This window comes from Collinsella tanakaei, assembly GCF_016900375.1.
GTDB lineage: Bacteria > Actinomycetota > Coriobacteriia > Coriobacteriales > Coriobacteriaceae > Collinsella.
Map to the genome: position 1 here is coordinate 142,878 of NZ_JACJKB010000004.1, position 22,648 is coordinate 165,525.

Below are 22,648 nucleotides of genomic sequence, written 5' to 3' on the forward strand. Positions count from 1 at the left end.
TTGAGCGGCTGCCCATATACTTTGCGTATTGATGCAGCGCGAAAGGCAGCCCCATGGCACATAAAACCCGGCTTATCCCCTCGCGGTCTCATTCGTCTGCCTCCTTGGCCTGACGCCGGCGATCGCTCAGGGTATCCAAAGCAGCAACGAGAACCTCGATGCGGCGCCCCAACAGGCCCTCGTGCTCTACCGCACCACAAACGATGACGCGGTAAGCCTGCTCGCGGAGGGCGAAAGCCAGCTCGCGGCAGCGGGCGTCAGCGTCCAGCAGGTCTGGGACCTTTCCGACACCGATGCCAACGAGGCATCGCTGCTGAGCACCGATGGCGAGGCAACGAGCTCCATCCCCAGTGGAGACGACATCCGCATCGCACTTGTCGAGGGTGACGCCGAGCCCGAGCAGCTCGTGGGCGACCTCGAGCAGCTCGACTGCGTCGTCGCGGCGCAGCCCAACACCATCGGACACATCGCGGCGAGCCCCGACGACCCGCTCTACGATACGTGGCAGTACTCGTTCAACGACGAGCAGACGGGCATCGGTTTCGACGCCCTCTGGGAGACGCGTGACACCGAAAGCGACGACGACGCGAACATCGTTGCCGTCATCGACACGGGCGTCGACTTCTCGCATCCCGACCTCGCTGACGTCGCGTGGACGAACCCCGGCGACATCGGGCTTCCCGGCAAGCACGGCTACGACTTCAGCACCGATGATGACGACCCCATGCCGGATAGCTCCCTTGCGGGATCGCACGGAACGCACTGCGCGGGCGTCATCGCCGCTGAGACCGACAACGGCACGGGCATGGCGGGCATAGCGCAACGCACGGAGATCATGGCGTGCAAGGCCACCGAGGACAACTCGGGTGGCGCACTGTACCTCGCGTCGATCGTCAAGGCGTACCAGTACATCATCCAGGCGCGACTCGCCGGCGAGAATATCGTCGCTGCCAACCTCTCCTTGGCTTTCGGCGGCTACCAGCCCGTCCTCGACTACCTGGTGAACCAGGCGGGCAAGGCGGGCGTCCTCTCTGACTTCGCGGCGGGCAACAATGGATCCGATCTTGAAGACGAGTCGGCGGCATCGACATCGAGCGGCACCGCCAGGCTCAAGAGCCCCTACGCGATCGTCGTCGCGTCGTCCAACGCGCGCAACGAGCTGTCCTCCTTCTCCAACTGGAACGCCACCGACGTCGACCTCGCGGCACCGGGCTCGACCATCATCTCGACGGTCTCGCCGTCCGCAGCCGACTCGTTCTACATCTCGTCGCTTGTCGCCGATGACAAGCTCGCCTATAACCAGTCGTTCGACTCGGACCTTCTCGACAGCATCTCCTGGAGGCTGCACGGCGGCATTTCCGGCGAAACCCTCGCTGAGGGCACAGGCGCGGGCGATGCGAGCAGCCCGGTGCGCCTCAGCATCGATGAAAGCCCGCTGACCGGAGAGCCGGCGCTGCGCGTGTTCGAGGACAGCTCGAAGATCGCCGGCCTGCCGGACGATGGCACGGGCTTCGTCTACCTGGATCTCACCTGGAACGTCGACCCCGACGACCTGTCGAAGACCGCCACGAAAGACGGAAGCGGCTACCTGCTGAGCCTCATGGCCGAAACCGACAGGCAGTCGCCCACCGCGCAGCCGAGCGCCAACATGCTCGTCTCCCTCACCGCCACCCAGGACGGCGAGGAGGTTCCCCTGAACGATATGTATGCGACGTTCACGAGCGTCGACATCGATACCGTGGGCTCGGCCAACTGGCCGCTTGCCGACAACCCCACGGCATATGACGAGCTGACCGCCCAGGTCACCATCTATTCCATCACGAACGCGAACAGCACTCAGGGCACCCTGCTGATCTCGGGCCTCGGCGCGGGAGAGAAGTCGGACTTCGAGCCCTATGGCTTCATGAGCGGCACCTCGATGGCGGCACCGCACGTCGCGGGCGCCGTCGCAGAACTCGCCAGCCGCTACCCCGACGAAACCCCACTCGAGCTGCGCGGGCGCATCGTGGGCTCGACCGAACCGATCAACCTCACCGGCGAGCGCGACATCGCGACCGACGGCAGCCTTTCCCTCGAGACCGCCCTCGGCGACGAGGAGGGCATCAGCGCGAACACGTGGTCGGCCACGGCAGATGCCCAAGCCGAGACGATCACGCTCTACGGCCGCGGGCTTGCCGACGCCTCGGTGAGCGTCGATGGCAGCGCGGCGACCGTCACCGACCAGGCAGATGACTACGTGACGGCCCGCGTGAGCGCCTCGGTCATCGACGGCGCCGAGCATCGGGTCGCCGTCATCGACGCCTCAACCGGCAAGACCCACGAGGCTGCGTACACCCTGCTCGACGAAGACGACGCAGTCTCGCTCGAGCGCATCGCCGAGCTGCCCGACTCTTCGACCGACTAGGTGAACAGCGTCCTTCTGGGCCTGCCCGACCGCCTGCTGTACCTGAGCAACCAGGGTGACTACGCCTATCAGCTGATCGATCCCGCGCAGGCGAACGCGAGCTGGAAGCAGCTGCCCGCCGCGCAGACGCCCTGGGACACGCATGACGCGCCGTATTCCTACCGCAGCGACATCGTGTACGCCGAGCTCGCGGGCACGCTCTACGCATTCGCCTGCGACCCGATAACGACCGACGAGACGATGAATTACGTGTTCTACGTCGCCACGCTTGACCTCGACGACGGAACGGCGTGGAGCGCATGGCGCGAAGCCTATCGCGAGGAGATCCTCAGCCCCGCCGACACCTACCTCCGCTCCGCATCGGCAACAACCGCCGACGGCCGCGTCTGGTTTGTCGCCAGCACGCACCAGTACATCATGGACGACGCCGGCGGCACCTATGGCAACGCAGCGCATCTCATCTCGATCGATACCGAGGGCAACGCCCAGCATTCCCTGCACGCGGCAATCGACATGGATGACGTCATCATGCAGCTGATCGGCGGCAAGAGCCTCAAGGCGATCGGTTCCGCCGTCTCGTTCGACCTGCCCGAAACCACACTCGACCTGCTGGGCTACGACGAGCAGAGCGGCACGTGGGACTATCAGCCCCTCGACGGCCCCGACGCTCTCACGTTCACCGATGTCGCCAACCTCCCCGGCGCCCTCGCGGCAACCACGGGCTCCGGAGCCGTGTACGCCGGCAACCGCCTCGACGGGTTGGACGACCTCTTTGCGATCGATGCCGACAGCGTCAGCGCGCACAGCCTCGGCATGTTGGGAGCCGCGAGCTCCTCGGGACTCGTCGTGAGCGGCGTGGCGATGTCGGGCGATGCGCTCTATCTCGCCTGCCAACAGCCTGACGTCGAGGGGGCCGCCGGCATCTACGTCGTTGACCCTGCGGTTTCCTCCAAGCTCGGAGCACCCGACGTCGCGCTCAACGCGAAGGCCGAGACCGTCGGCATCGCCACGGTGAACGACGGGCTCGGAGCAGCTGCATCCACCGACCGCGCGCTCGTGGGCGATATCGCCACCTGGAGCGCGGCACCGCAGACCGGCTATGCGTTTGACGGCTGGTACGACGCCGAGGGCACCTGCGTGTCGACCGATGCGACGTTCTCGACGAAGGTCACCGAAGCCGCCGAGCTTACCGCGCGCTTCCGGGCCACCGGCGAGCAGGGCGGCGGTACCGAGCAAGGCGGAGGCGCCGACGATCCTTCCGGGACGGAAAGCACGCCCGCGCAGTCGACGCCGGGGGCAACGGGCAACCGTCCCGCACAGAAGCCCACGGCGGGCGCGACGGCCTCTTCGAAGCCCATGCCCACCACCGGCGACACCGCGCTCGTCCTCGTGGGCGTCGTCGCCGCGCTGGGTGCCGTCATCGTCGCCGCGGGCATACTCCTGCGCCGGCGTGGACGCCGCGGCTAAACGCGTCGATTGAGCGCCTGGGCGCCCAGCTCCGCTTCCGGGGCTGGGCGCTTTTCCGTTGGAACCGCCTGCGCGACCATATGGGTGCGCGACCAGATGGCCGTCCAGTACCGGATGGTCAATTGTGAACCACGCATTTCCGCACCCTGCCGGCATGTACCCAAACAAGGACGCCGCCGGACCGACTACGGTATCATGGGCAGCAGCATTTGCATCCCCTCGCATGAAAGGCAAGCCATGCGCGTACTCCCCTTCCCCTGCATTCGACCGGTCCCCGAGCATGCGGCCGAGGTCGCAGCGCTCCCCTACGATGTGTTCGACCGCGCCGAGGCCGCCGCGTACGTGCGCGAACGCCCGCTGTCGTTTTTGAACATCGACCGCCCCGAGACGCAGTTCGCCCCCGACCAGGACATGTACGCACCCGAAGTCTACGCGCGCGGCGCCGAGCTTCTGCGCGAGCGCATCGACGATGGCACGTACATCGCCGATGGCAACCGTTCCTATTACGTCTACGAACTCGAGATGGACGGCCACGTGCAGACGGGCGTCGTCGCCGTCTGCGCCGTCGACGAGTACGAGGACGGCACGATCAAGCGCCACGAGCTCACGCGGGAGGACAAGGAGCGCGACCGCATCGAGCACATGCGCGCGTTGGGATGCCAGACGGGTCCGATCTTTCTCACCTATCGCGACCAGCCCGTCCTCGATGTCATCATCGGTGCGGCCAAGTCCGCCACGCCGCTCTACCGTTTCACTGACGACGAGGGTGTTCGCCAGACCGTTTGGGAGATTGCCCGCCCCGACGCCGTCGAGGCCGTGCACGCCATGTTCCAGCAGGTGCCCTGCGCCTATATCGCCGATGGCCATCACCGCACCGCGTCGGCCGTGAAGGTCGCCCAAGCCATGCGCGAGGAGGCCCGCGCGGCGGGAACCCTTACCGGCAAGGAGCCGTTCAACTTCTTCCTGTCCGTCCTGTTCCCCGCAAGCCAGCTCACCATCCTGCCCTACAACCGCGTGGTCGCCGACCGCGCGGGGCTGACCGTCGATGAGCTGCTCGCACGCATACGTGAGGCCGGATTCGTCGTCGAGCCCGTCGAGAGCGCCGTCGAGCCCGAGCGCGCAGGGGTTGTCGGCCTCTATACCGATGGGCGCTGGTGGCGCATGAGCTTTGGCGACGAACTCGCCGCCGAGGTCGCTGGTGCGGACCCGGTCTCGTCCCTCGATGTCTCGGTGCTTCAGGATCGGGTCATCTCCCCCATTCTGGGCATCGGAGATGTGCGCCTCGACCCGCGCATCAGCTTCGTGGGCGGCATCCGCGGCGTCGACGAGCTCGAGCGCCGCGCGGGCGCAGACGGCGTGGCGTTCTCGATGTTCGCCACCTCGATCGATCAGCTGCTCGCCGTGGCCGACGCAGGCCTGCTCATGCCTCCCAAGTCCACGTGGTTCGAGCCCAAGCTGCGCAGCGGCCTGTTTATCCACCGAATCGCGAAATAGCGCGAAAGGGGACGCACTCCCGGGTGCGCCCCCTTTCGCTCGGTATGCAACAGGGGCGATGTCGCGCGCAGGGGTACCACCAATCCCCTGCGCGCGACATCGCCCCTGTCGGCATGCATGACGGCTCGAAGCGGCCGGGTCCAAAGGCGGGCTTTACGCCTCCTCGAAGGATTCCTCCAGCATGGCGTGGGCCTCGGCCTCCTGGGCGGTCTGCCTGCCGCCCTCGCGGCCGAACAGACGGCGCCAGAACCCGATGAAGATGCCCACGAGCATCGCGTTCACGACGGTGCCCTCGCGCACGCCGAACAGGCCCTCGAGCATCATGAGCGAAAGCGAGGCGGAAAACGCCATGAGCGAGCAGTCGAACGTCGTCTTGATGACCGAGAACGGCTCGCCGGTCACCTGAGCGAGGACCTTGACGAACTCGTCGCCCGGCACGGCGAGCACCTCGGCGTCCACCTCGAGGAACACGCCGATCGACATGAAGACGACCGAGATGAACAGCGCGATGAGGCAGCTCAGGTAGCTGTCGAGCGGAAGCAAGCCGAACGGGATCGCCCACACGTCGATCGAAACGGTCATGACGGCCAACGGAACGAGCTGCAAAAAGATGGTCGGCTTGATCTTGCCGCGCAGCAGGATGATCTCGCCCAGGAGCAGCAGGGCATTGAAGAGGAACGAGAAGACGCCAAGCGAGATGCGCGGCAGGTCGTAGCGGATGCAGATCTCGGTCATGACGGCGGGGATGCAGGAGATGGGAGACGTTCCGGTTGCGGTGGCCTTGGCAAGCGCGATGCCCGCACCGATGAACAGCAGGCCGACAACCATCTGCGCGCACCTGAAGCCGAATGAACGATTCGTTCCGAACACCATCTCGATCCCCTGTCTCGCGCGCTGTTTTCCCACTATGCAAACGTTTGCATTTCTTGCTTCAGTATATGCCCGCTTTCCGCGCGCAGACAACCTGGCGATGGCAAAATTCATTGAGAGCAACTGCTCGCCCACAAGAAGTTCATACAACGAGGCGGACCCATCGGACCGATGCATGTCGGTCGGATGGGCCCGCCCCGTAACGGCCTGTCAGCGCGTCGCCGTTACATCGCGCGGTTCTTCGCGGCTGCCGCGCGAGCGGCGTCGATCACCGCGGCGCGCATGCCGCCCGCCTCGAGCGCGGCGACGGCCTCGATCGTCGTGCCGGCGGGACTCGACACCATGTCCTTCAGCACCGCCGGATGCAAACCCGTCTCGAGCAGGTACTTCGCCGTGCCCAGCACCGCCTGCTCCGCAAAGGTGTACGCCTGGGCGCGCGCCATGCCCTCAGCGACGGCGGCGTCGGCCAGCGCCTCGATGAACACGCACACATACGCAGGCGAGCTGCCCGAGGCGGCGATAACGGCATCGATCAGGTGCTCCGGCACGATCTCGGCGCGACCGAAGCTCTCGAACAGCTCCTTCACATGCGCGATCTCGTCGGCCGACACCTGCGCATTGGGCGTAAGCGAGCTCATGCCGGCGAGCACCATCGCGGGCAGGTTGGGCATGACGCGCACGATCTTGCGGCCCTCGCCGAGCAGGCCCTCCAGGCGCGCGATCGTCACGCCGGCGGCGATGGACACCACCAGCGCGTCGTCGGCCACCGCCGGCGCGAACCCGCGCACGACGTCGTCCAGATACTGCGGCTTCACGGCGATGAGCACGATCTTGGCGTCACGCACCGCCTCGATGTTGTCGCAGGTGCCCGTGCAGCCCAGCTCGGTCGCCAGGCGCTGCTGGGAAGCCTCGGCAACGTCGGACACCACGATGTCGCCCGGCGCGATGAGCCCTGCGCCCACGATGCCCTTCGCGATCGCGCTGCCCATGTTGCCGCAGCCGATCAGCGCCAGTTCCTTAGCCATATCGATCTCCTCTCCGACAAGATTGGACCTGGCCCCATCTTGTCGCTAAAACCCCTGTTCCGTACGGTTGATGATCTCGTCTTGCAGCTCGCGCCCCAGGTTGCACCATTTCTCCGAGAAGCCCGCCACGCGCACGATGAGGTCGCGGTAGTTCTCGGGATGCGCGCGCGCGTCGATGAGCGTCGCGCGGTCAATGATGTTGAACTGGATGTGGTGTCCGCCCATGTCGAAGTACGTGCGCAAGAGATCCGCCAGATTGGACAGGCCGCGCTCGCCCTCGATGGCAGCAGGCGCGAACTTCTGGTTGAGCAGCGTGCCGCCGGTCGACGCGTGGTCCATCTTGGCGCACGACGCGATGACCGCCGTGGGGCCGCACACATCGGCGTGGGCCTCGGGCGAGATGCCGTCGCTCACCGGCTCGCCCGCACGGCGCCCCGATGGCGATGCGCCCGTGACCTCGCCGAAGTAGATGTGGCAGGTCGTGGGCAGCATGTCGACGCGCCACTCGCCGCGGCGCATGTTGGGGCGGCCCGTCACGTAATCGCGGAAGGCGTCGAACACCGCGCGCATGATGTCATCGGCGTAATCGTTGTCGTTGCCGTACTTAGGCGTGCGGCGGCTCACGATGCCGCGGATGCGGGCGCCCTCCTCCCCCGCGAAATCGCTGTCCAGGGCGCCCATGAGCTCGTCCATCGTCATGCGGCCCTCATCGTACACGTTGCATTTGAGCGACGCGAGCGCGTCGGTGATCGATCCGATGCCGACACCCTGCAGGTAGGTGGTGTTATAGCGCGCGCCACCGGCGTTGTAGTCCTGGCCGCGCGCGATGCAGTCCTCCGTCATGAGCGACATGAACGGCACGGGATTCTCGCGCGCGCAGATCTGCGTGTTGACGTTCGAGCCGCGAACCTTGATGTCGATGAAGTGGCGCATCTGCGCGAGGTAGGCCTCGAAGAGCTCCTCGTAGGTCGCAAAGGTGCGCGGGTCGCCCGTAGCCAGGCCGATGCGCTTGCCCGTGCGCGGATCGACGCCGTCGTGCAGCGTGATCTCGAGGATCTTCGGCAGGTTGAAGTATCCGGTCAGCGGGTATGCCTCGTAGCCCCAGCAGCCGGTCTCCACGCAGCCCGACGACCCGCCGCGACGAGCGTCGGCCAGGCTCTTGCCCGCCGCCAGCAGCTCGTCGACGATCTCCTCGGTGTTGTAGAACGCCGGCTGACCCCAGCCGGCGCGCGCGACCTCGCAGGCGCGCAGCAGGAAGCGGCGCGGCGTCTTGCGCGAGATCTGCACGTTGGAGTTGGGCTGGATGAACATCATCTCGTCCATGCAGTCCAAAATAAGGTAGGACACCTCGTTCACGCCGTCGCCGCCCTCCGGCGTGATGCCGCCGGTGTTGATGTTGGCGAAGTCGCTGTAGGTACCGGACTCCTTGAGCGTGACGCCGACCTTGGGCGGCGCAGGCTGGTTGTTGAACTTGACCCACAGGCATTCGAGCAGCTCGAGCGCATGCTCGCGGTCGAGCCTGCCGGCGTCCACGTCGGCACGGTAATACGGGATAAGGTGCTGATCCAAGCGGCCCGGCGTGTAGGCGTCCCACGGGTTGGTCTCGCTCGTGATAGCCAGGTGGATGAACCAGTAGCGCTGGATCCACTGCCAGAAGGTCTGCGGACGGCCGTGCGCCACGGTGCGGCAGTTGTCCGCGATCTGCTTGAGCTCGGCCGCGCGCGCGGCGTCGGGCTCGCCTGCGGCCATGCGCTCGGCGAGTTCCGCGTAGCGCTCGGCCAAGATCGTGACCGCATCGAGGGCGATCAGCATGCCCGAGAGCTCATCGCGCTTGGCAACGGCGTCCTCGTCTACCATGTAGTCGAGTGCGTCGACGGCCGCCTGGATGTCCGCGCGGATCTCGTCGAACCCGGCGCTCACACCGCGCTCGGAGCCCAAGCAGGTGTGACCACCCGCGCGCTGCTCGTAAAACTCGGTGAAGATGCCGGCCTCGAAGGCATCGTGCCACGCGGGGGTCTGCGCGCGCATGATCTTCTCGCGGGAGGCGCGGGTGCGCCAGTACGGGATGACGATATGCTCCTGCGCGGCGAGATCGTCGTCGGTGACGAGGAAGTTCACCTGCTCGCGGTCGTTCATGTTGTGCATGTCGGCAAGCGTATGGCAGCAGAGCTCCGGGAAGGTGGGCGCCGCCTGGGGTCCACGCCCCTTCTCGCCCACGATGAGCTCGCCGGGCTCGATGGAGATGGTCTTGTTGGCGAAGTAGTCGCGCAGCACCAGACCGCGCAGCTCCGGCGTGGAGACGCTGCCCTCATGCTGCAGGTAAGTCGCGGTCTCGATGAGCGCGCGCTCCATATCGAGGTAGGGCTGGGTGGTCTCGGACTGATGGCGCAAGCGCTTCACGCGCTCGTTCATGCCGCGGTCGTCCGCCCAGGTGGCATGCGAGGTCGCGCGCGTGGGCGCCGCATGCGAGCGGACGGCAGCGAGCGCGCCTTCGATGGCGACGAGCGCGTGGTCGTGAAGCCCCGCGAAGCCGCCGTCGCGCGCGGGCGCAGACGCGGGCGTCTCGATATCCGACATATCGCTATCCTCCGATTTCCACATCGATGACTCCTCGGTCGATGAGCAACTGGCGCAGCCGCTCCATCTGCTCGTCGGTCGGCGCCGCGAAGCCGCCATGCGCCTCGCGTCCCAACCGCTGATACTTTCCGTTTCCAGTTGCATGATACGGCAGCAGGCTCACGCGCGCACCGGCAAGCCGACTCGTAACGTAGGCCGTGAGCGCCTCCATGTCCTCGATGCTATCGTTCACGGGGTGCACGACCGGCACGCGCACATTGATGCGCGCCCCGACTTGCGCCAGCCGCTCGAGATTGGACAGGATGATCTCGTTCGTGAGCCCCGTGTAGCGCGCATGGACGTCCGGATCCAGAGCCTTCACGTCGAACAGCCACAGGTCGACATAGGGAAGCAATCGCTCGATGCTCCCCCAAGGTGCCTGCCCGCAGGTATCGATAGCGACGTGGACGCCCTCGCCGTGCAACGTGCGGCAGAGCTCTTCCAGATAGACGCCATCCTGCGCCAGGACCTCGCCGCCCGACAGGGTGACGCCGCCGCCCGAGCGCTCGAAGAACATGCGATCTGCCAGCAGGCGGCGTGCGAGCGCGGATGCCGAGGGCTGCTGGTCGCCCGCGATCTCGCGCAGGCCGCCTGTGCACGCGTTCACGCAGGCACCGCACGCCGTGCAGCGCGCGCGGTCGGTAACCACGCGGCCTGCCGCGTCGCGCGCGATGGCCCCCTCGGGGCAGGCGGCGATGCACGACCCGCAGCCCGTGCAGCGCTCCTCGTCCACCATGAGCTCCGGCTCGAAGGTCTGCGACTCGGGGTTATGGCACCACGCGCACGCAAGCGGGCAGCCCTTGAAAAACACCGTCGTGCGGATGCCCGGTCCGTCGTGCGTCGAGAACCGCTGGATGTTGAAGATGAACGGCATGCAACCTCCTGAGAAAACACGCTCCCATTGTCCCACGAAGGTCGCTATTGCAAAAACCCGGGAGTTTGGACGGATTTTTCCGCCCGGGTCCAGACAAGCGGCCTTTTGACCTCGCGTTTCCGCAGGCAGAAAAGGAGCCGATGCGGACCCGAGCCTCAAAATCCATCCGAAGTCCCGAGTTTTTGCAATTACAAACCCACAACACCAGCTTTTTCGCAGAAGTCCGCAGGGCGAGGACGGGCCGCAGGCACCGAGGTGCCCGCGGCCCGTCCCGAAGAGGTGCCATGTTCCCTCAACGACGGCAAGCACGCGTCCTCTCTGGGTATGGGGCGAGGGAGGGCAACCCTTCCCCAGGAAGGGCATCAGCGTCCCAGGCGATAGTGGCCGACGATCGTACCGTACGAATCCAGCCGATCCTCCTCATAGGCGAGCTGAAACGGGCTCCCGTGGTGAATGAGGTAGGGCACGCCGCGCGCGTCGCGCCGGTCGGACACGATGCCCACGTGTCCATCGAACAGCACGATGTCGCCACCCTGCCACGCCTCGATATCGGACACCTCGCACGTGAGCGCCTCGGCGTTGCGCGCGAAGTACACCTCGAGGTTGCCCGTGCGCCGGTAGTCGATGGCAGCATCCGGCGTCTCGATGCCATACGCCTCCGGAGCCGCGGCGATATCGTCCGCCACCAGGCGCATGAGGTCGTAGCCCGCCGCGCGCAGCGCCGCGGCCACCACGTCGGTACACACGCCGTACCCGTCATCCGGATACCCGCCCGCATAGTAGACGCTTTTGTAGTGCGGCCGGATCTGCACGTAGGCAAGCGCGCCGCGCAGGATATCGGTCTGGTCGTCGATACCGTCGCCGTCGCGGTCCGAAAGACTCACGTATGCGGGAATCGCCCCCGCATAACGGTCCGGCGGTCGCGCGGCCGAGGTGATGCACAGCTGACCCGCCCCGACGAGGGACGCGAGCACGGCCGCGAGCGCCAGCGCCGCCACGGCCACCGCGACCCATCGACCAATCGTCCGCCTTGCCACAGCCCACCTCCTCGCTCGAAAGGGACCGACTCATAAGAGGTGGTCCCATTATCGCATGCGGGCGGTTTTCGGCGGCCCGCTGACACTCCGAGGACGTGTCAGCAGTAGTTTGACCGCAGCTCAACGATGACCCGAAGACGCTCGGGCAGCAGCTCGACAGCAGCCCGACGGCGTTCGCGCCCGCATGCCAAAGACATTGGGCACGTCTCTCGCCCCGCGGCCGGGACGCACGGGGCATACTGCGGATATACGATCCGTGCGGGATGACGAACAAGGGAGGCAACCATGAACATCGGCGAGCGGATCCGCAGCTGTCGCGAGGAATACGGAATGTCGCAGGCGCAGCTCGCCCAGGCGCTCTGGGTGTCGCGCAACACGATCTCGAATTGGGAATGCGGCGCCACGACCCCAGATATCGAGAGCTTCGTCCTTATGAGCGCACTGTTTGGCATCTCCATCGACACAATGGTGAACGAAGACGCCAACGTCATGGCCCGCGCCCTGGAGCGCGATCGAAACCATCTGCTGATGGTCGGCGGCGCGGCGGTCCAGGTCGGCCGGAACCCTGAGGACGGCATGCCGGCGTGGCGCGTCGATATGCCGTCCCCCGCCGACAACCCCATCTTGGACACCTATCCCGCCATCGGCATCACCGAACCGGGCGGCACGGCGGACTCGATCCGCCTTGTCCGTCGCTGGACATGGTTCAACGCGGCAGGGTACCGCATGGAGGAAGGCGGGCGCTCCATCGGGGGTATCCGACGCGGCCGGGCGCTGTTCTACCCGTACTACGACATACGCATGGACGGTTTCGGGCGCGTTCAGCTCAAGCGCGACCTCAAAGTTGACGAGGGCATCGCGACGGTCTATCGCCTCGAAGGCGAGTCCCTCGCCTTCGACGGCAACGTCTTGGGACCGGAGTTCGGCGTGACGCGGGAGGGCAGGCCACTCGTGCGCGTCTGCGCGCTCCCGGCGGGGCCGCAGCTCGCCTTCTCGCTCGAAGTCGTCGACGATGCTACCCGCCCGCTTGCGCTCGGCGTCGCGTGCGCGATCCTGCTCATGCGCGACTACGACCGCAACCTCGTGCGCGACGAATAAACGCTCGATTAAAAACACGTTCTCCTGTGCGCTGATGCTTGACCCCTCCGTTACGTAAGGGTTTATCGTATGCGCAAGGAGGTGTCGAGATGAAAACGAGCTACACCATAGGCAAGCTCGCACAGCTTTCCGGCGTGTCCGTGCGCACCCTACGCTTCTACGAGGAGGCAGGGCTGCTCGCACCGGCGCGCGAGGCGGAAAACGGGTACCGCCGCTACACGAGCGAAGACGTCGACCGCCTGCAGGAAATCTTGCTGCTGCGGCATCTTGGCGTGGCGGTGCGCGATATCGGACCGCTGCTGAGCAGGTCTGCAGGCGAGCGGCGGCAGGCTCTCAGCCGACACCTCGCAGAGCTCCGGGCTGAGCGCACCCGCCTGGATGAGCTGATCGAAACCGTCGAGCGCACCCTTGCGCATCTGAAAGGAGAGATGGACATGGCAGATAACGAGAAGTTCGAAGGCTTCAAGCGCGAGCTTGTCGAGGACAACGAGCGTCGCTACGGCACTGAGACGCGCGAGCGCTACGGAAACGACGCTGCGGACGAGAGCAACCGGAAGATGTTGAACATGAGCAAAGACGACTACGAGGCCTGGCGTGTACTCGAGACCGAGATCCTCGACGCGCTCGCCGACGCCGTGCGTGAGGGCGAAGATCCCGCGGGCCCGCAGGGCGCCCACATCTGCGAGCTGCACCGCAGATGGCTCAGCTATACCTGGCCGGCCTACTCGCCCGAGGCGCACCGCGGCCTCGCGGAGAGCTATGTGGCCGACGAGCGGTTCCGCGCCTATTACGATCGCGCCACGCCCGGCGCCTCCGACTGGCTGCGCGACGCCATCCTCGCGCACGCGGGTATGTGAGAATACCTCGGGAATACATCCGAGCAAGGAGCAAACGTGAGCGCAGCCCGCACCCTCTACATCGATGCCGACGCCTGCCCTGTCACGCGGGAAGCGCTTGCCTGCGCGCGGCGTGCGCGCGTGCCCGCCGTCATCGCCGGCAACACCACGCAGAACCTCGCGCGGCATGTCCGTCGCGACGACCCGCGTGATGCCGAGCACGCCCGCGGGCGCGACGCGACGCATGCCGGCTTCTGGGTCGAGGTCCTCGATGTGTCCATCGGCGCCGACAGCGCGGACTTCGCCATCGTCGAGCGCCTGCAGCCCGATGACGTTGTGGTCACGCAGGACATCGGGCTTGCCAGCATGGTACTCGGCCGCGGGGCGGCCGCCATCGGCGTGCGCGGGCGCATCTACTCGCGCGCGACCATCGACATGGACCTTTTCATCCGCCACGAGGAAAAGAGGGTCCGACGCGCCGGAGGGCGCACGCGCGGCCCCGCGGCATTTACCGATGAGGATCGCGAGCGTTTTGTCCGCAACCTCACCGAGCTCTTGAGCTGAGGTAGCCCGGCCGCAGCGCAGCATCTCGCGTTGCCAGGTGCGCACAGCACTCGAAAAAAGAGCTGATTGAGCCTTCTCGTTGCGCACCTTGCCAGTGAAAAGGAGCCCTGTGCTGAAGTTAGTTCAGATATGCGTAAGTACACCGGATTGATGGGATTATAACCGAGACCGTATTGGCTGTTTTCTGCACCTTAGATGCTCGAAACGCCCGCCTTTTGGGCCCACGATACGGCCAAATGCTCTTTTGCAGCCTGAGATTGTCAGCCTATCGACCACGTAGGTAACGCATATCTGAACTAACTTGATTATATTGACCCACTCAGTGCCCAAATAAAGCCTGCGGGGGCCCTCGGATCACTCCGGCAGCGCCCGGGCAGACCCAAAGGCGCGCCTCCAACCACCTCGGCAAGCCCTGAAGGGCTCGAGTCCGCATAGAAAGCGATCGGCGGCGCCGACCGGCGCATCACGCACCGAGGATCAACCCCCATACGATTGCGATCACGTACAGCATCACGATGATGATGACGTTCTCGCGCACGTTGCGATTGGTGCGAAACAGGACGAGGAAACCCACACCAGCAGACACGAGCGTGCCGGCCATGAGCGCACCGAAACCCAGCACGCCCTCGAGGTACAGCTGCGTGATGACCACGCTCGCAGCGCAGTTGGGGATGAGGCCCACAAGCGCGCTTGCGAACACGGCGAGCGTCGCATTGCTGGACAGGAAGTCCGAAAGCACGTTCTCCCCCACCGTCTCGAGCAGCGCCACCAGAGCAAACGTAACCAGGAAGATGAACACGCTCACCTGAATCGTATGCGAAAGCGCGCTCTTCACGATGGAGCGCAGGCCGCCATGGCCATGATCATGGCTATGATGGTCATGCCCCGCATGCTCGTGGGCATCATCGTGTCCCGCACGGTCGCGCTCTTCGGCGACATCGTCGTCGCAGCCGCAATGGTCGTACTCGCACAGGCGGTGGATATGGTCAGCCGACTCACCGGCGCCTGCCATCTCGTCGATCAGGTCCTCGTCGGCAGCGGCGCCGGCGCGACCGGAACCGCGCGCAAACCGGCGCAGCGACTCGTGGGCCCGTGCATTACGACGCAGCGCGCGCAAAACGATATCGATCAGCAGGCCCGTCACCGCGGCGATCGCCGCCTTTACCAGCAGGACGAATGCCAGCGAGCCCGCATCGGTGCGCTCGGCCAGAAGCATCGGCAGCATCTCGTCGGACGTGGACAGAAACACGCCCACGAGCGTGCCGAGCGTGATCACGCGACCCGCATACAGCGTGGCCGCCATGGCGGAAAACCCACACTGCGGCACGATGCCCAGCAGCGCTCCCACCACAGGCCCCGCCGCACCCGCGCGCCGTACCGCCGCGTTGACGCGATCGCCCGCCGCGTGCTCAAGCGCCTCGAGCGCAAGGTAGGTGACCAGCAGGAACGGCACGAGCGGCAGCGTGTCCTCCCATGCATGCAGAACGAAATGGGTTATATGTTCCATGGAGCGGCGCTCCCTTTCGTATAATCGTTTCCCGGCAGATAAGGGTAGTCCCCTTTTGCCTGCCATGTGTGGAATGCGAGCGAAGTTCCTCCGCCGGCTTGGGTTCCGGTATTGTAGCTACGTTAGTTTCACAAGGCAAACTATTCACAAGAACAGGAGATGAAGCGTGAACGTCAACCAGGCACTCGAGTACTCGATGCAGCCCTTTATACCCATGTTCATCTATGGCGACTACGACGCCATGGAATCCGAGCGCCAGCGCGGCGAGGAGGCCATGAAGGCCCTCATCGATGAGTGGCGCGCGAACGACGAGCCCGGTTTCTCCTTCGACGTGATCCTGGAACTCGCCGACCGCAACCGCGAGCTGTGCGACCAGATCGGCGAGGCGCGTCTGCGCAACCTCTCCTCCCCGCTGCTCGCGCGCTCGCTTTCCGACGACGACACCTGCGCCGGCATCGGCAAGCTGCAGGGCCGCGGCGCCAACGTGATCGCGCGCGCCGTCCGCGGCGACCGTGACGCCTACGCCGTCGAGTGGGTGCGCAAGCCCATCAAGGGCTGCGTGCTAGGCATCGACATCGAGACCACCGGCCGCGCGCCCGAGCGCGGCTACATCATCAACGTGGGCTGGGAGATCATGGAGATGACCAGCGACGCCACGCCGCACGACGCCGAGGCCCACTATTGCGGCCTGCCCGAGATGTACCGCGAAGCCGGCGTGCCGTTGGCCGATATCCACCACATCGAGTGGGCGGACATCGACGGCAAGATCCCGTTCCGTCAGAACACGGCACTTCACAAGACGCTGCTCAAGCTCATGAAGAAGTATCCCTACATGGCGCACAACGCCGCGTTCGAGGACTCCTGGTTCATGATGCACCTGCCCGGCTACGCTGAGCTTCGCCGCGCGGGCAAGATCATCCCCATCGATACGCGCCAGATCTGCCGTTCCATTGACGAGGAGGTCCGCACCCTTCCGCGCGAGAGCGCACCGGCCTCGCTCGAGAACTGGGCGCGCCGCCGCGGCACGCTGGCCGCCGATGCCGACGAGCGCCATCTGGGCCTCGAGGACACCGACCTCATGCTGCGCACCGTGCAGGCAGAGTTCAATAGGAAGAGCATGTTCAAGGCTTAGGCTGCAGTTACACAACGCATTCTGGCGGGGCCGGCTTCATATGGAGCCGGCCCCGTATCTATAAATGATAGAGTAGTCTTTTTTAAGTATTGATAACTCATATTATATAGTATATATAATCTTCAAGAATTGATTCGTACGCTCTGCGTATTCGGTGAGCGGCATTGCTTGAAGGAGACGGGATGCATACTATTCTTGGGAACAGTACCCCGCACGCGACCCATGAATATGGAGCGAACCAGGCGGGGTCGTTTTCTATCTCGATGAAACCGCCCCTGTCCTTCGAAGAGCAGCTCGACCTCATGATTGGCCGCGGCCTTATCGTCAATGACAGGCTTCTTGCAACAAGAGGACTCGCCGAATCGAATTACTACCGACTTCGTGGCTACTGGCTTACCTACGAAGGAGACAACCGATTCAAACCCGGTGTCACTTTCGAGCAAATCTGGGACACCTATGAACTTGACGCCGACCTCCGCAATTGGATGTGGAATGCAATAGCACCTATACGAAGACCTTTTGAACGCATTCGAGCAGCGTCCGGACGTATCCCTTCTGCCGATGGGATTTCCAGAAAACTGGAGATCGATACTATCGAATGCCGGATAGCATCGACCGAATACTACGCCGCTACTCCCCTGTCATCCCCAGGCGTTCCGACAGCTCTTCATCGGGGATGTACTCCAGCAAATCGCCGGGCTGGCAGTCGAGCGCCTGGCAGATGGCCTCAAGCGTCGAGAAGCGCACGGCGTTGATCTTGCCGGTCTTCAGGCGCGACAGATTCACCTGTGAGATGCCGATGCGCTCCGACAGCTCCTTACTGGTCACTTTTCTATCCGCGAGCACGCGGTCGAGTCTCGTCACGATCATGGGACCATCCTACAGCAGTCGGTCGTCCTGATCCTGCAGGATGCAGCCGTATTCGAAGATGCGTGCGATGGCCATGAGCACAAGGCCCACGATGATGGAGCATCCCTGATAGGGACCGATGATGCTCAGCTCGAGATTCCCCTGGTACTGGATAATCCGCAGCAGCGCCCAAGTAAGAGCGGAGCCGGCTATGGGCAGCACGAGGCCCTGGAACATCAGCAGCTGTCCGATTTCCATCAGATCGCGCACGCGCCCACCATCGAACGGCCGCTTGGTCTGAACGATCGCGCGGAGCATCCTGCTGGCACGCAGGCAGATAACGATGCTGCATATCCACATGCCAGTGCCTGCAATCATCGTCTGTCCGTCGGGAAATACCAACGTAAACGTAGCATCGCGCGTGGCAGTTGCGAACTCGATGCCGGTAAAGGGATCATCCGCCCCACCGGGCATCCCCTGAATCTGGCATCCGGCGCCGATAAGCTTCGGGACGATCAGAGCCGCAACGAACAGAGCGCCGCAGGCAAGAAAGAGCAGCAGAAGCCCGCCCATGACGCGAAATGCCGTCGCCACTCCGCCGACCTCCTTCGCCATGCGCTCAAGCGTCTGCGCGCGGTCCAGTTTGCGCAGGTCGATGCGCTGCCAATTCGTTGGGCTGAACATGTTTGCCCCCCCGATGGGGTTTCGCTATCTGTATACCCAGATTTAACGACTATCATTAAATCTTTTCATTTGATTTCACTCCTTCACAGACGAAGGAACCGTTCGGCGAAAGAAATCGGAAAACCATTGACATATGAACATGCGCTCATATAATCGGAGATGATAGAAGTATGAACGATTGTTCATATGTTGAAAGGAGGCACAAATGAACGCTTCTCAAGAACATTCCGGCGAGGAACAGGCCTTCACCATGGCCCATGAGCCCGATGAGCTCGCAACCAGCTGCTCGCCGGAAGACCTCCCCGATGAGGAGCTTCTTTACGACCTTGCTGACCTGTTCAAGGTGTTCTCCGACACCACACGCATCAAGATCCTCTACGCCCTCATGGGCCGCGAGCTGTGCGTGGCCGATATCGCTGAGGCCACCTCGACCTCGCAATCGGCGGTCTCCCACCAGCTGCGCATCTTGAAGCAGTCGCACTTGGTGAAATTCCGTCGCGACGGCCGCAACATCAACTACTCGCTTGCCGACGACCACGTCTACACCATGCTCAACCAGGGCATGAGCCACATCTGCGAATAGCAAATACAGAAAGGAACCACCATGCGTAAGTCATTCAAACTCGACGAGATCGATTGCGCCAACTGCGCCCAGAAGCTCGAGGACGCCATCTGCAAGCTCGAGGGCGTCGAAAAGGCCAGCGTGAACTTCATGACGCAGAAGCTCACGCTCACCGCCGCCGACGACCAGTTCGATGACGTGCTCGAGCGCGTGGTCAAGCTCACCGCCGACATCGAACCCGACTGCGAGATCCTTCGCTAATGAAAGTTTGAGGACAGGTCCCAAACTTTCATGCGAACCAAAAAGCCGCCCGCGCGGGCAGGCGCGGGCGGCTTCGAATCAACCGGCACAACTCATACCGTTGACCCATCGAGTATAGAACATCCCAGGTGATCGAATCATGAACAAGAAGCAGAAGCGCTGGAGGAACCGTATCCTTATCGCGCTCGCCATTTTCGCCGCCATCTTCGCGCTCGAGGAGACCGGCACCCTGACCGCGCTGTTCGGCACGCCGGGCGACGTATACGCGAGCTTCGTGCTCTTCCTTATCCCCTACCTCATCGCAGGCTACGACGTCCTTTACAAGGCGTGGCGCAACATCCGCCGCGGCCAGGCCTTCGACGAGGCCTTCCTCATGACCGTGGCCACCATCGGCGCGTTCGCCATGGTGCTGTTCCCCGAAACCGAGCCGCACATGGCCGAAGGCGCCGCGGTCATGCTGTTCTACCAGGTCGGCGAGCTCTTCCAGAGCTACGCTGTGGGCCAGAGCCGTAAATCCATCAGCGCCATGATGGATATCGCGCCCGATTACGCCAACATCGAGCAGGACGGCCAGCTCGTCGAGGTTGATCCCGACGAGGTCCAGGTCGGCGACATCATCGTCGTCAAACCTGGTGAGCGCGTGCCCATCGACGGCATCGTGACCGAGGGCGTCTCGCAGCTCGACACCGCGGCGCTCACCGGCGAGTCCGTCCCGCGCCATGTGGAACCGGGTGCCGACATCATCTCCGGCTGCATCAACATGACGGGCATCCTGCACATCCGCACGACCAAGCCGTTCGGCGAGTCCACGGTCTCGCGCATCCTCGAGCTCGTGGAGAACGCGAGCGAGAAGAAGGCGCGCACCGAGAACTTCATCACGCGCTTCGCCCGCGTCTACACCCCCATCGTGACCATCTCCGCCGTGGTGCTCGCCGTGGTGCCCCCCATCCTCGGCATGGGCGCCTGGTCCGACTGGATCTTGCGCGGCCTGACCTTCCTCGTGGTCTCGTGCCCCTGCGCGCTGGTGATCTCGGTGCCGCTGTCGTTTTTCGGCGGCATCGGCGGTGCCTCCAAGCTGGGCATCCTCGTGAAGGGCTCCAACTACCTCGAGCTGCTCTCGAAGGTCGATACCGTCGTGTTCGACAAGACGGGCACGCTCACCAACGGCACCTTTAACGTCGTGGCGATTCACCCCGAAGCCGGCGTTGACCCCGACTACGTGCTCTCGCACGCGGCGTACGCCGAGGCGTTCTCCGACCACCCCATCGCGGTCTCCATCCGCGAGGCTTACTCCGGGGAGATCGACCAGGCGCGCATCGCCGATGCGCATGAGGAATCGGGACACGGTGTCTCTGCGCAGGTGGATGAGCACGTGGTGATGGTCGGCAACGACAAGCTCATGGCGGAGCATGGCGTAGATTGGCACGATTGCGAGCTAACGGGAACCATCCTGCACGTGACGGTGGACGACACCTACGTGGGCCATATCGTGATCGCCGACGTGGTGAAAGACGACGCCGCGCAGACGATCCGCGATCTGCACGCGGCCGGCGTGGCCAAGTGCGTCATGCTCACCGGCGACCGTCGCGATGTCGCGGAGGCCGTGGGCAAGCAGCTCGGCTTGGACGAGGTGCACGCGCAGCTGCTTCCGGCCGACAAGGTGAGCGCCGTCGAGCGCCTGCTCAACCTTGAGCGCGGCGATGCCAAGCTCGCCTTCGTGGGCGACGGCATCAACGACGCGCCGGTGCTCATGCGCGCCGACGTGGGCATCGCCATGGGTGCCATGGGGTCCGACGCCGCCATCGAGGCCGCCGACGTCGTGCTGATGGACGATAAGCCGTCCAAGATCTCGCTCGCCATCCGCATCGCGCGCAAGACCATGCGCATCGTGTGGCAGAACATCATCTTCGCGCTTGCGGTGAAGATCGGCATCCTGGTGCTTGCGGCACTCGGCATTGCAAACATGTGGCTCGCGGTGTTTGGCGATGTGGGCGTGGCGATGATAGCGATTTTGAATGCGATGAGGGCTATGCGGGTGAAGGGGGTATAGGCCCCCACCGGGAGGCCCCACGTATTCCCCATGCGCGCGTCCTCGGCTTCGCCTGCGGGATTGCGCGCATGGGGAATACGTGGGGCCTCCCTACGTTGACGAAGCCGCCATCGGCCATCCACCGAACCGAGCTGGCGGGAACAAATATGGTGAGGGCGAGCCTTTGGGCTCGCCCTCTTTGTGTGTGGGGTGTGCTGCGCACGGTTTGGTCGGAAACGCTATGACAGGTGGGAGCGCAGCTTTTGGAAGCTGTCTTCGGAGAGGCAGTGTTCCATGTGGCAGGCTTCTTCGGCGGCCGTGTCGGCATCGACGCCAGCGGCGATGAGCAGATCGCGGAAGAACACATGGCGTTCCAGGATCTCGTGTGCCACCCGCGACCCCTCTTCGGTCAGGCGGACATCGCGCTTCACGACCTCGATAAGACCCTTGTCCTCCAGCACGGAGGACGCCTTGGACACGCTTGCCTTCGTGACTCCTAGGTAACCCGCGACATCGATGGCGCGAACCGCGCCGCTCTTCTGCTGCAGCACCAGAATCGCTTCCAGGTAGTCCTCACCCGATTCACGCAAGCGCATGGCGTGTCCTCTCCGTAGGCAGAATAGTTAACTAAAACTAACCTAACCCAACAAGTTCACCGTGTCAAACCGTAACGCGGATTTGAACCGCTCCTGCACAAGAAAGCGCCCGCTTCGCATGGAGGCAAAGCGGGCGCGTGTACTCATACACTCATATGGAAATTCAGGTTACCCCAGCACCTCGACGAGCTCGATCTCGAAGTTGAGGTCCTTACCGGCCATCTCGTGGTTGGCATCGAGGTCGACGCCCTCAGCGTCCACCGCCACCACGGTCACCGGGACGGGCTGACCGCCCGGGCCGGACAGGAACAGACGGTCACCGACCTTGATCTGCTCGATATTGGGCACCTGGGCCGCCGGGAAATGCAGAATCAGATCATCGCGACGCTCGCCATAGGCCTCGGCGCACGGGATGTGGACGGTCTTCTTCTCGCCCACCTCCATATCCATGACCGCGGCATCGAAGCCGGCGATCATCTGGTGCGCGCCGCAGGTGAACTCGATGGGCTCGCCGCGGTCGTAGCTGGAATCGAACTGGGTGCCGTCGTCAAGGGTGCCGCGATAATGCGCACGGACCTTCTTGCCGTTGTTGGACATGTATGTCCCTCGTTTCTATCTCTGCCGCATCCCTCGTGGATGCGGACATGTGGTGGTCACTATACCCGAAAACGCATGCCGCTACGCCCTGCCAGAGCCACATCCCCAAAGAGGACAGCCCGAGAAGGACGCTATTGGCACCTGTT

General features: G+C 64.3%; 20 protein-coding genes and 1 pseudogene. 11 read left to right on the forward strand and 10 right to left on the reverse strand.

From position 1 onward, the window contains the following. The first annotated feature begins 181 nt into the window (after positions 1-181). The 3 genes from H6A16_RS10890 to H6A16_RS04200 all read left to right on the forward strand — a co-directional run bounded on the left by H6A16_RS10890 (position 182) and on the right by H6A16_RS04200 (position 5,365). On the forward strand, positions 182-2,404 hold the full coding sequence (locus H6A16_RS10890; RefSeq protein WP_204616401.1) for a S8 family serine peptidase: 2,223 nt from the start codon (positions 182-184) through the stop codon (positions 2,402-2,404). Further along, on the forward strand, positions 2,405-3,871 hold the full coding sequence (locus H6A16_RS10985) for an InlB B-repeat-containing protein (RefSeq protein WP_204616402.1): 1,467 nt from the start codon (positions 2,405-2,407) through the stop codon (positions 3,869-3,871). Between the two features lie 237 nt (positions 3,872-4,108). Continuing rightward, the gene (locus tag H6A16_RS04200) at positions 4,109-5,365 is read left to right on the forward strand and encodes a DUF1015 domain-containing protein (protein WP_204616403.1); all 1,257 of its coding nucleotides are present in this window, start codon (positions 4,109-4,111) and stop codon (positions 5,363-5,365) included. A 153-nt stretch (positions 5,366-5,518) separates the two neighbouring features. Here H6A16_RS04200 and H6A16_RS04205 read toward each other — a convergent pair whose 3' ends face one another. The 5 genes from H6A16_RS04205 to H6A16_RS04225 all read right to left on the reverse strand — a co-directional run bounded on the left by H6A16_RS04205 (position 5,519) and on the right by H6A16_RS04225 (position 11,787). Continuing rightward, complete coding sequence (locus tag H6A16_RS04205; RefSeq protein ID WP_204616404.1) at positions 5,519-6,238, reverse strand: YczE/YyaS/YitT family protein; 720 nt, start codon at positions 6,236-6,238, stop codon at positions 5,519-5,521. A gap of 221 nt (positions 6,239-6,459) precedes the next feature. After that, on the reverse strand, positions 6,460-7,260 hold the full coding sequence (gene proC, locus H6A16_RS04210) for a pyrroline-5-carboxylate reductase (protein WP_204616405.1): 801 nt from the start codon (positions 7,258-7,260) through the stop codon (positions 6,460-6,462). Positions 7,261-7,305: 45 nt separating this feature from the next. Next, the gene (hypD, locus tag H6A16_RS04215) at positions 7,306-9,837 is read right to left on the reverse strand and encodes a trans-4-hydroxy-L-proline dehydratase (RefSeq protein ID WP_204616406.1); all 2,532 of its coding nucleotides are present in this window, start codon (positions 9,835-9,837) and stop codon (positions 7,306-7,308) included. A 4-nt stretch (positions 9,838-9,841) separates the two neighbouring features. Next, positions 9,842-10,750 carry a glycyl-radical enzyme activating protein gene (locus tag H6A16_RS04220; protein ID WP_204616408.1) on the reverse strand — a complete coding sequence of 303 codons (909 nt, stop codon included), beginning with the start codon at positions 10,748-10,750 and terminating at the stop codon, positions 9,842-9,844. A 362-nt stretch (positions 10,751-11,112) separates the two neighbouring features. Beyond that, complete coding sequence (locus H6A16_RS04225) at positions 11,113-11,787, reverse strand: DUF1287 domain-containing protein (protein ID WP_204616410.1); 675 nt, start codon at positions 11,785-11,787, stop codon at positions 11,113-11,115. A gap of 285 nt (positions 11,788-12,072) precedes the next feature. Here H6A16_RS04225 and H6A16_RS04230 point away from each other — a divergent pair, with 285 nt between their 5' ends. The 3 genes from H6A16_RS04230 (at position 12,073) to H6A16_RS04240 (ending at position 14,285) form a co-directional block, all read left to right on the forward strand. Next, the gene (locus H6A16_RS04230; protein ID WP_204616412.1) at positions 12,073-12,885 is read left to right on the forward strand and encodes a helix-turn-helix domain-containing protein; all 813 of its coding nucleotides are present in this window, start codon (positions 12,073-12,075) and stop codon (positions 12,883-12,885) included. An 89-nt stretch (positions 12,886-12,974) separates the two neighbouring features. Further along, on the forward strand, positions 12,975-13,742 hold the full coding sequence (locus H6A16_RS04235) for a MerR family transcriptional regulator (protein WP_204616414.1): 768 nt from the start codon (positions 12,975-12,977) through the stop codon (positions 13,740-13,742). A 36-nt stretch (positions 13,743-13,778) separates the two neighbouring features. Further along, positions 13,779-14,285 (forward strand): DUF188 domain-containing protein, encoded by a 507-nt coding sequence (locus H6A16_RS04240; RefSeq protein ID WP_204616416.1) that lies wholly within the window; start codon positions 13,779-13,781, stop codon positions 14,283-14,285. 463 nt (positions 14,286-14,748) lie between these two features. On the opposite strand, the gene H6A16_RS04245 is transcribed toward H6A16_RS04240, so the two are convergent. Beyond that, positions 14,749-15,792: a putative manganese transporter gene (locus H6A16_RS04245; RefSeq protein WP_204616419.1), complete on the reverse strand. Its 1,044-nt coding sequence runs from the start codon at positions 15,790-15,792 to the stop codon at positions 14,749-14,751. Positions 15,793-15,958: 166 nt separating this feature from the next. On the opposite strand from H6A16_RS04245, the gene H6A16_RS04250 reads away from it, so the two are divergent. Both H6A16_RS04250 and H6A16_RS11065 read left to right on the forward strand, forming a co-directional pair. Then, positions 15,959-16,924, forward strand: coding sequence for a 3'-5' exonuclease (locus H6A16_RS04250; protein WP_204616421.1), 966 nt, complete (start codon positions 15,959-15,961; stop codon positions 16,922-16,924). A 302-nt stretch (positions 16,925-17,226) separates the two neighbouring features. Continuing rightward, a pseudogene (locus tag H6A16_RS11065) lies at positions 17,227-17,421 on the forward strand (Abi family protein); the annotation flags it as partial. A gap of 133 nt (positions 17,422-17,554) precedes the next feature. Here H6A16_RS11065 and H6A16_RS04255 read toward each other — a convergent pair. Continuing rightward, positions 17,555-17,794: a helix-turn-helix domain-containing protein gene (locus tag H6A16_RS04255; protein WP_204616423.1), complete on the reverse strand. Its 240-nt coding sequence runs from the start codon at positions 17,792-17,794 to the stop codon at positions 17,555-17,557. A gap of 9 nt (positions 17,795-17,803) precedes the next feature. Next, positions 17,804-18,457 (reverse strand): hypothetical protein, encoded by a 654-nt coding sequence (locus H6A16_RS04260; RefSeq protein WP_204616425.1) that lies wholly within the window; start codon positions 18,455-18,457, stop codon positions 17,804-17,806. Positions 18,458-18,707: 250 nt separating this feature from the next. Here H6A16_RS04260 and H6A16_RS04265 point away from each other — a divergent pair, with 250 nt between their 5' ends. The 3 genes from H6A16_RS04265 to H6A16_RS04275 all read left to right on the forward strand — a co-directional run bounded on the left by H6A16_RS04265 (position 18,708) and on the right by H6A16_RS04275 (position 21,330). After that, positions 18,708-19,040 (forward strand): ArsR/SmtB family transcription factor, encoded by a 333-nt coding sequence (locus H6A16_RS04265; protein ID WP_204616488.1) that lies wholly within the window; start codon positions 18,708-18,710, stop codon positions 19,038-19,040. A gap of 21 nt (positions 19,041-19,061) precedes the next feature. Beyond that, entirely contained in the window at positions 19,062-19,280 is a 219-nt protein-coding gene (locus tag H6A16_RS04270) for a cation transporter (RefSeq protein ID WP_204616427.1), read from the forward strand. Between the two features lie 139 nt (positions 19,281-19,419). Further along, a complete protein-coding gene (locus H6A16_RS04275; RefSeq protein WP_204616429.1) occupies positions 19,420-21,330 on the forward strand; it encodes a heavy metal translocating P-type ATPase in 1,911 nt (636 codons plus the stop codon). Positions 21,331-21,548: 218 nt separating this feature from the next. On the opposite strand, the gene H6A16_RS04280 is transcribed toward H6A16_RS04275, so the two are convergent. Beyond that, positions 21,549-21,905, reverse strand: a complete 357-nt coding sequence (locus H6A16_RS04280; protein ID WP_204616431.1) for a metal-dependent transcriptional regulator — start codon at positions 21,903-21,905, stop codon at positions 21,549-21,551. A gap of 168 nt (positions 21,906-22,073) precedes the next feature. Continuing rightward, positions 22,074-22,502, reverse strand: coding sequence for an FKBP-type peptidyl-prolyl cis-trans isomerase (locus H6A16_RS04285; RefSeq protein ID WP_204616432.1), 429 nt, complete (start codon positions 22,500-22,502; stop codon positions 22,074-22,076). Positions 22,503-22,648: the final 146 nt, after the last annotated feature.

What these genes read in the sequence shown, in the direction of transcription:
- H6A16_RS04260 (WP_204616425.1), bottom strand. Translation starts at nt 18,457, where the DNA reads ATGTTCAGCCCAACGAATTGGCAGCGCATCGACCTGCGCAAACTGGAC.
- H6A16_RS04285 (WP_204616432.1), bottom strand. Translation starts at nt 22,502, where the DNA reads ATGTCCAACAACGGCAAGAAGGTCCGTGCGCATTATCGCGGCACCCTT.
- H6A16_RS04280 (WP_204616431.1), bottom strand. Translation starts at nt 21,905, where the DNA reads ATGCGCTTGCGTGAATCGGGTGAGGACTACCTGGAAGCGATTCTGGTG.
- H6A16_RS04265 (WP_204616488.1), top strand. Translation starts at nt 18,708, where the DNA reads ATGGCCCATGAGCCCGATGAGCTCGCAACCAGCTGCTCGCCGGAAGAC.
- H6A16_RS04205 (WP_204616404.1), bottom strand. Translation starts at nt 6,238, where the DNA reads ATGGTGTTCGGAACGAATCGTTCATTCGGCTTCAGGTGCGCGCAGATG.
- H6A16_RS04220 (WP_204616408.1), bottom strand. Translation starts at nt 10,750, where the DNA reads ATGCCGTTCATCTTCAACATCCAGCGGTTCTCGACGCACGACGGACCG.
- proC (WP_204616405.1), bottom strand. Translation starts at nt 7,260, where the DNA reads ATGGCTAAGGAACTGGCGCTGATCGGCTGCGGCAACATGGGCAGCGCG.
- H6A16_RS04270 (WP_204616427.1), top strand. Translation starts at nt 19,062, where the DNA reads ATGCGTAAGTCATTCAAACTCGACGAGATCGATTGCGCCAACTGCGCC.
- H6A16_RS04200 (WP_204616403.1), top strand. Translation starts at nt 4,109, where the DNA reads ATGCGCGTACTCCCCTTCCCCTGCATTCGACCGGTCCCCGAGCATGCG.
- H6A16_RS04235 (WP_204616414.1), top strand. Translation starts at nt 12,975, where the DNA reads ATGAAAACGAGCTACACCATAGGCAAGCTCGCACAGCTTTCCGGCGTG.
- H6A16_RS04275 (WP_204616429.1), top strand. Translation starts at nt 19,420, where the DNA reads ATGAACAAGAAGCAGAAGCGCTGGAGGAACCGTATCCTTATCGCGCTC.
- H6A16_RS04230 (WP_204616412.1), top strand. Translation starts at nt 12,073, where the DNA reads ATGAACATCGGCGAGCGGATCCGCAGCTGTCGCGAGGAATACGGAATG.
- H6A16_RS04255 (WP_204616423.1), bottom strand. Translation starts at nt 17,794, where the DNA reads ATGATCGTGACGAGACTCGACCGCGTGCTCGCGGATAGAAAAGTGACC.
- hypD (WP_204616406.1), bottom strand. Translation starts at nt 9,837, where the DNA reads ATGTCGGATATCGAGACGCCCGCGTCTGCGCCCGCGCGCGACGGCGGC.
- H6A16_RS04245 (WP_204616419.1), bottom strand. Translation starts at nt 15,792, where the DNA reads ATGGAACATATAACCCATTTCGTTCTGCATGCATGGGAGGACACGCTG.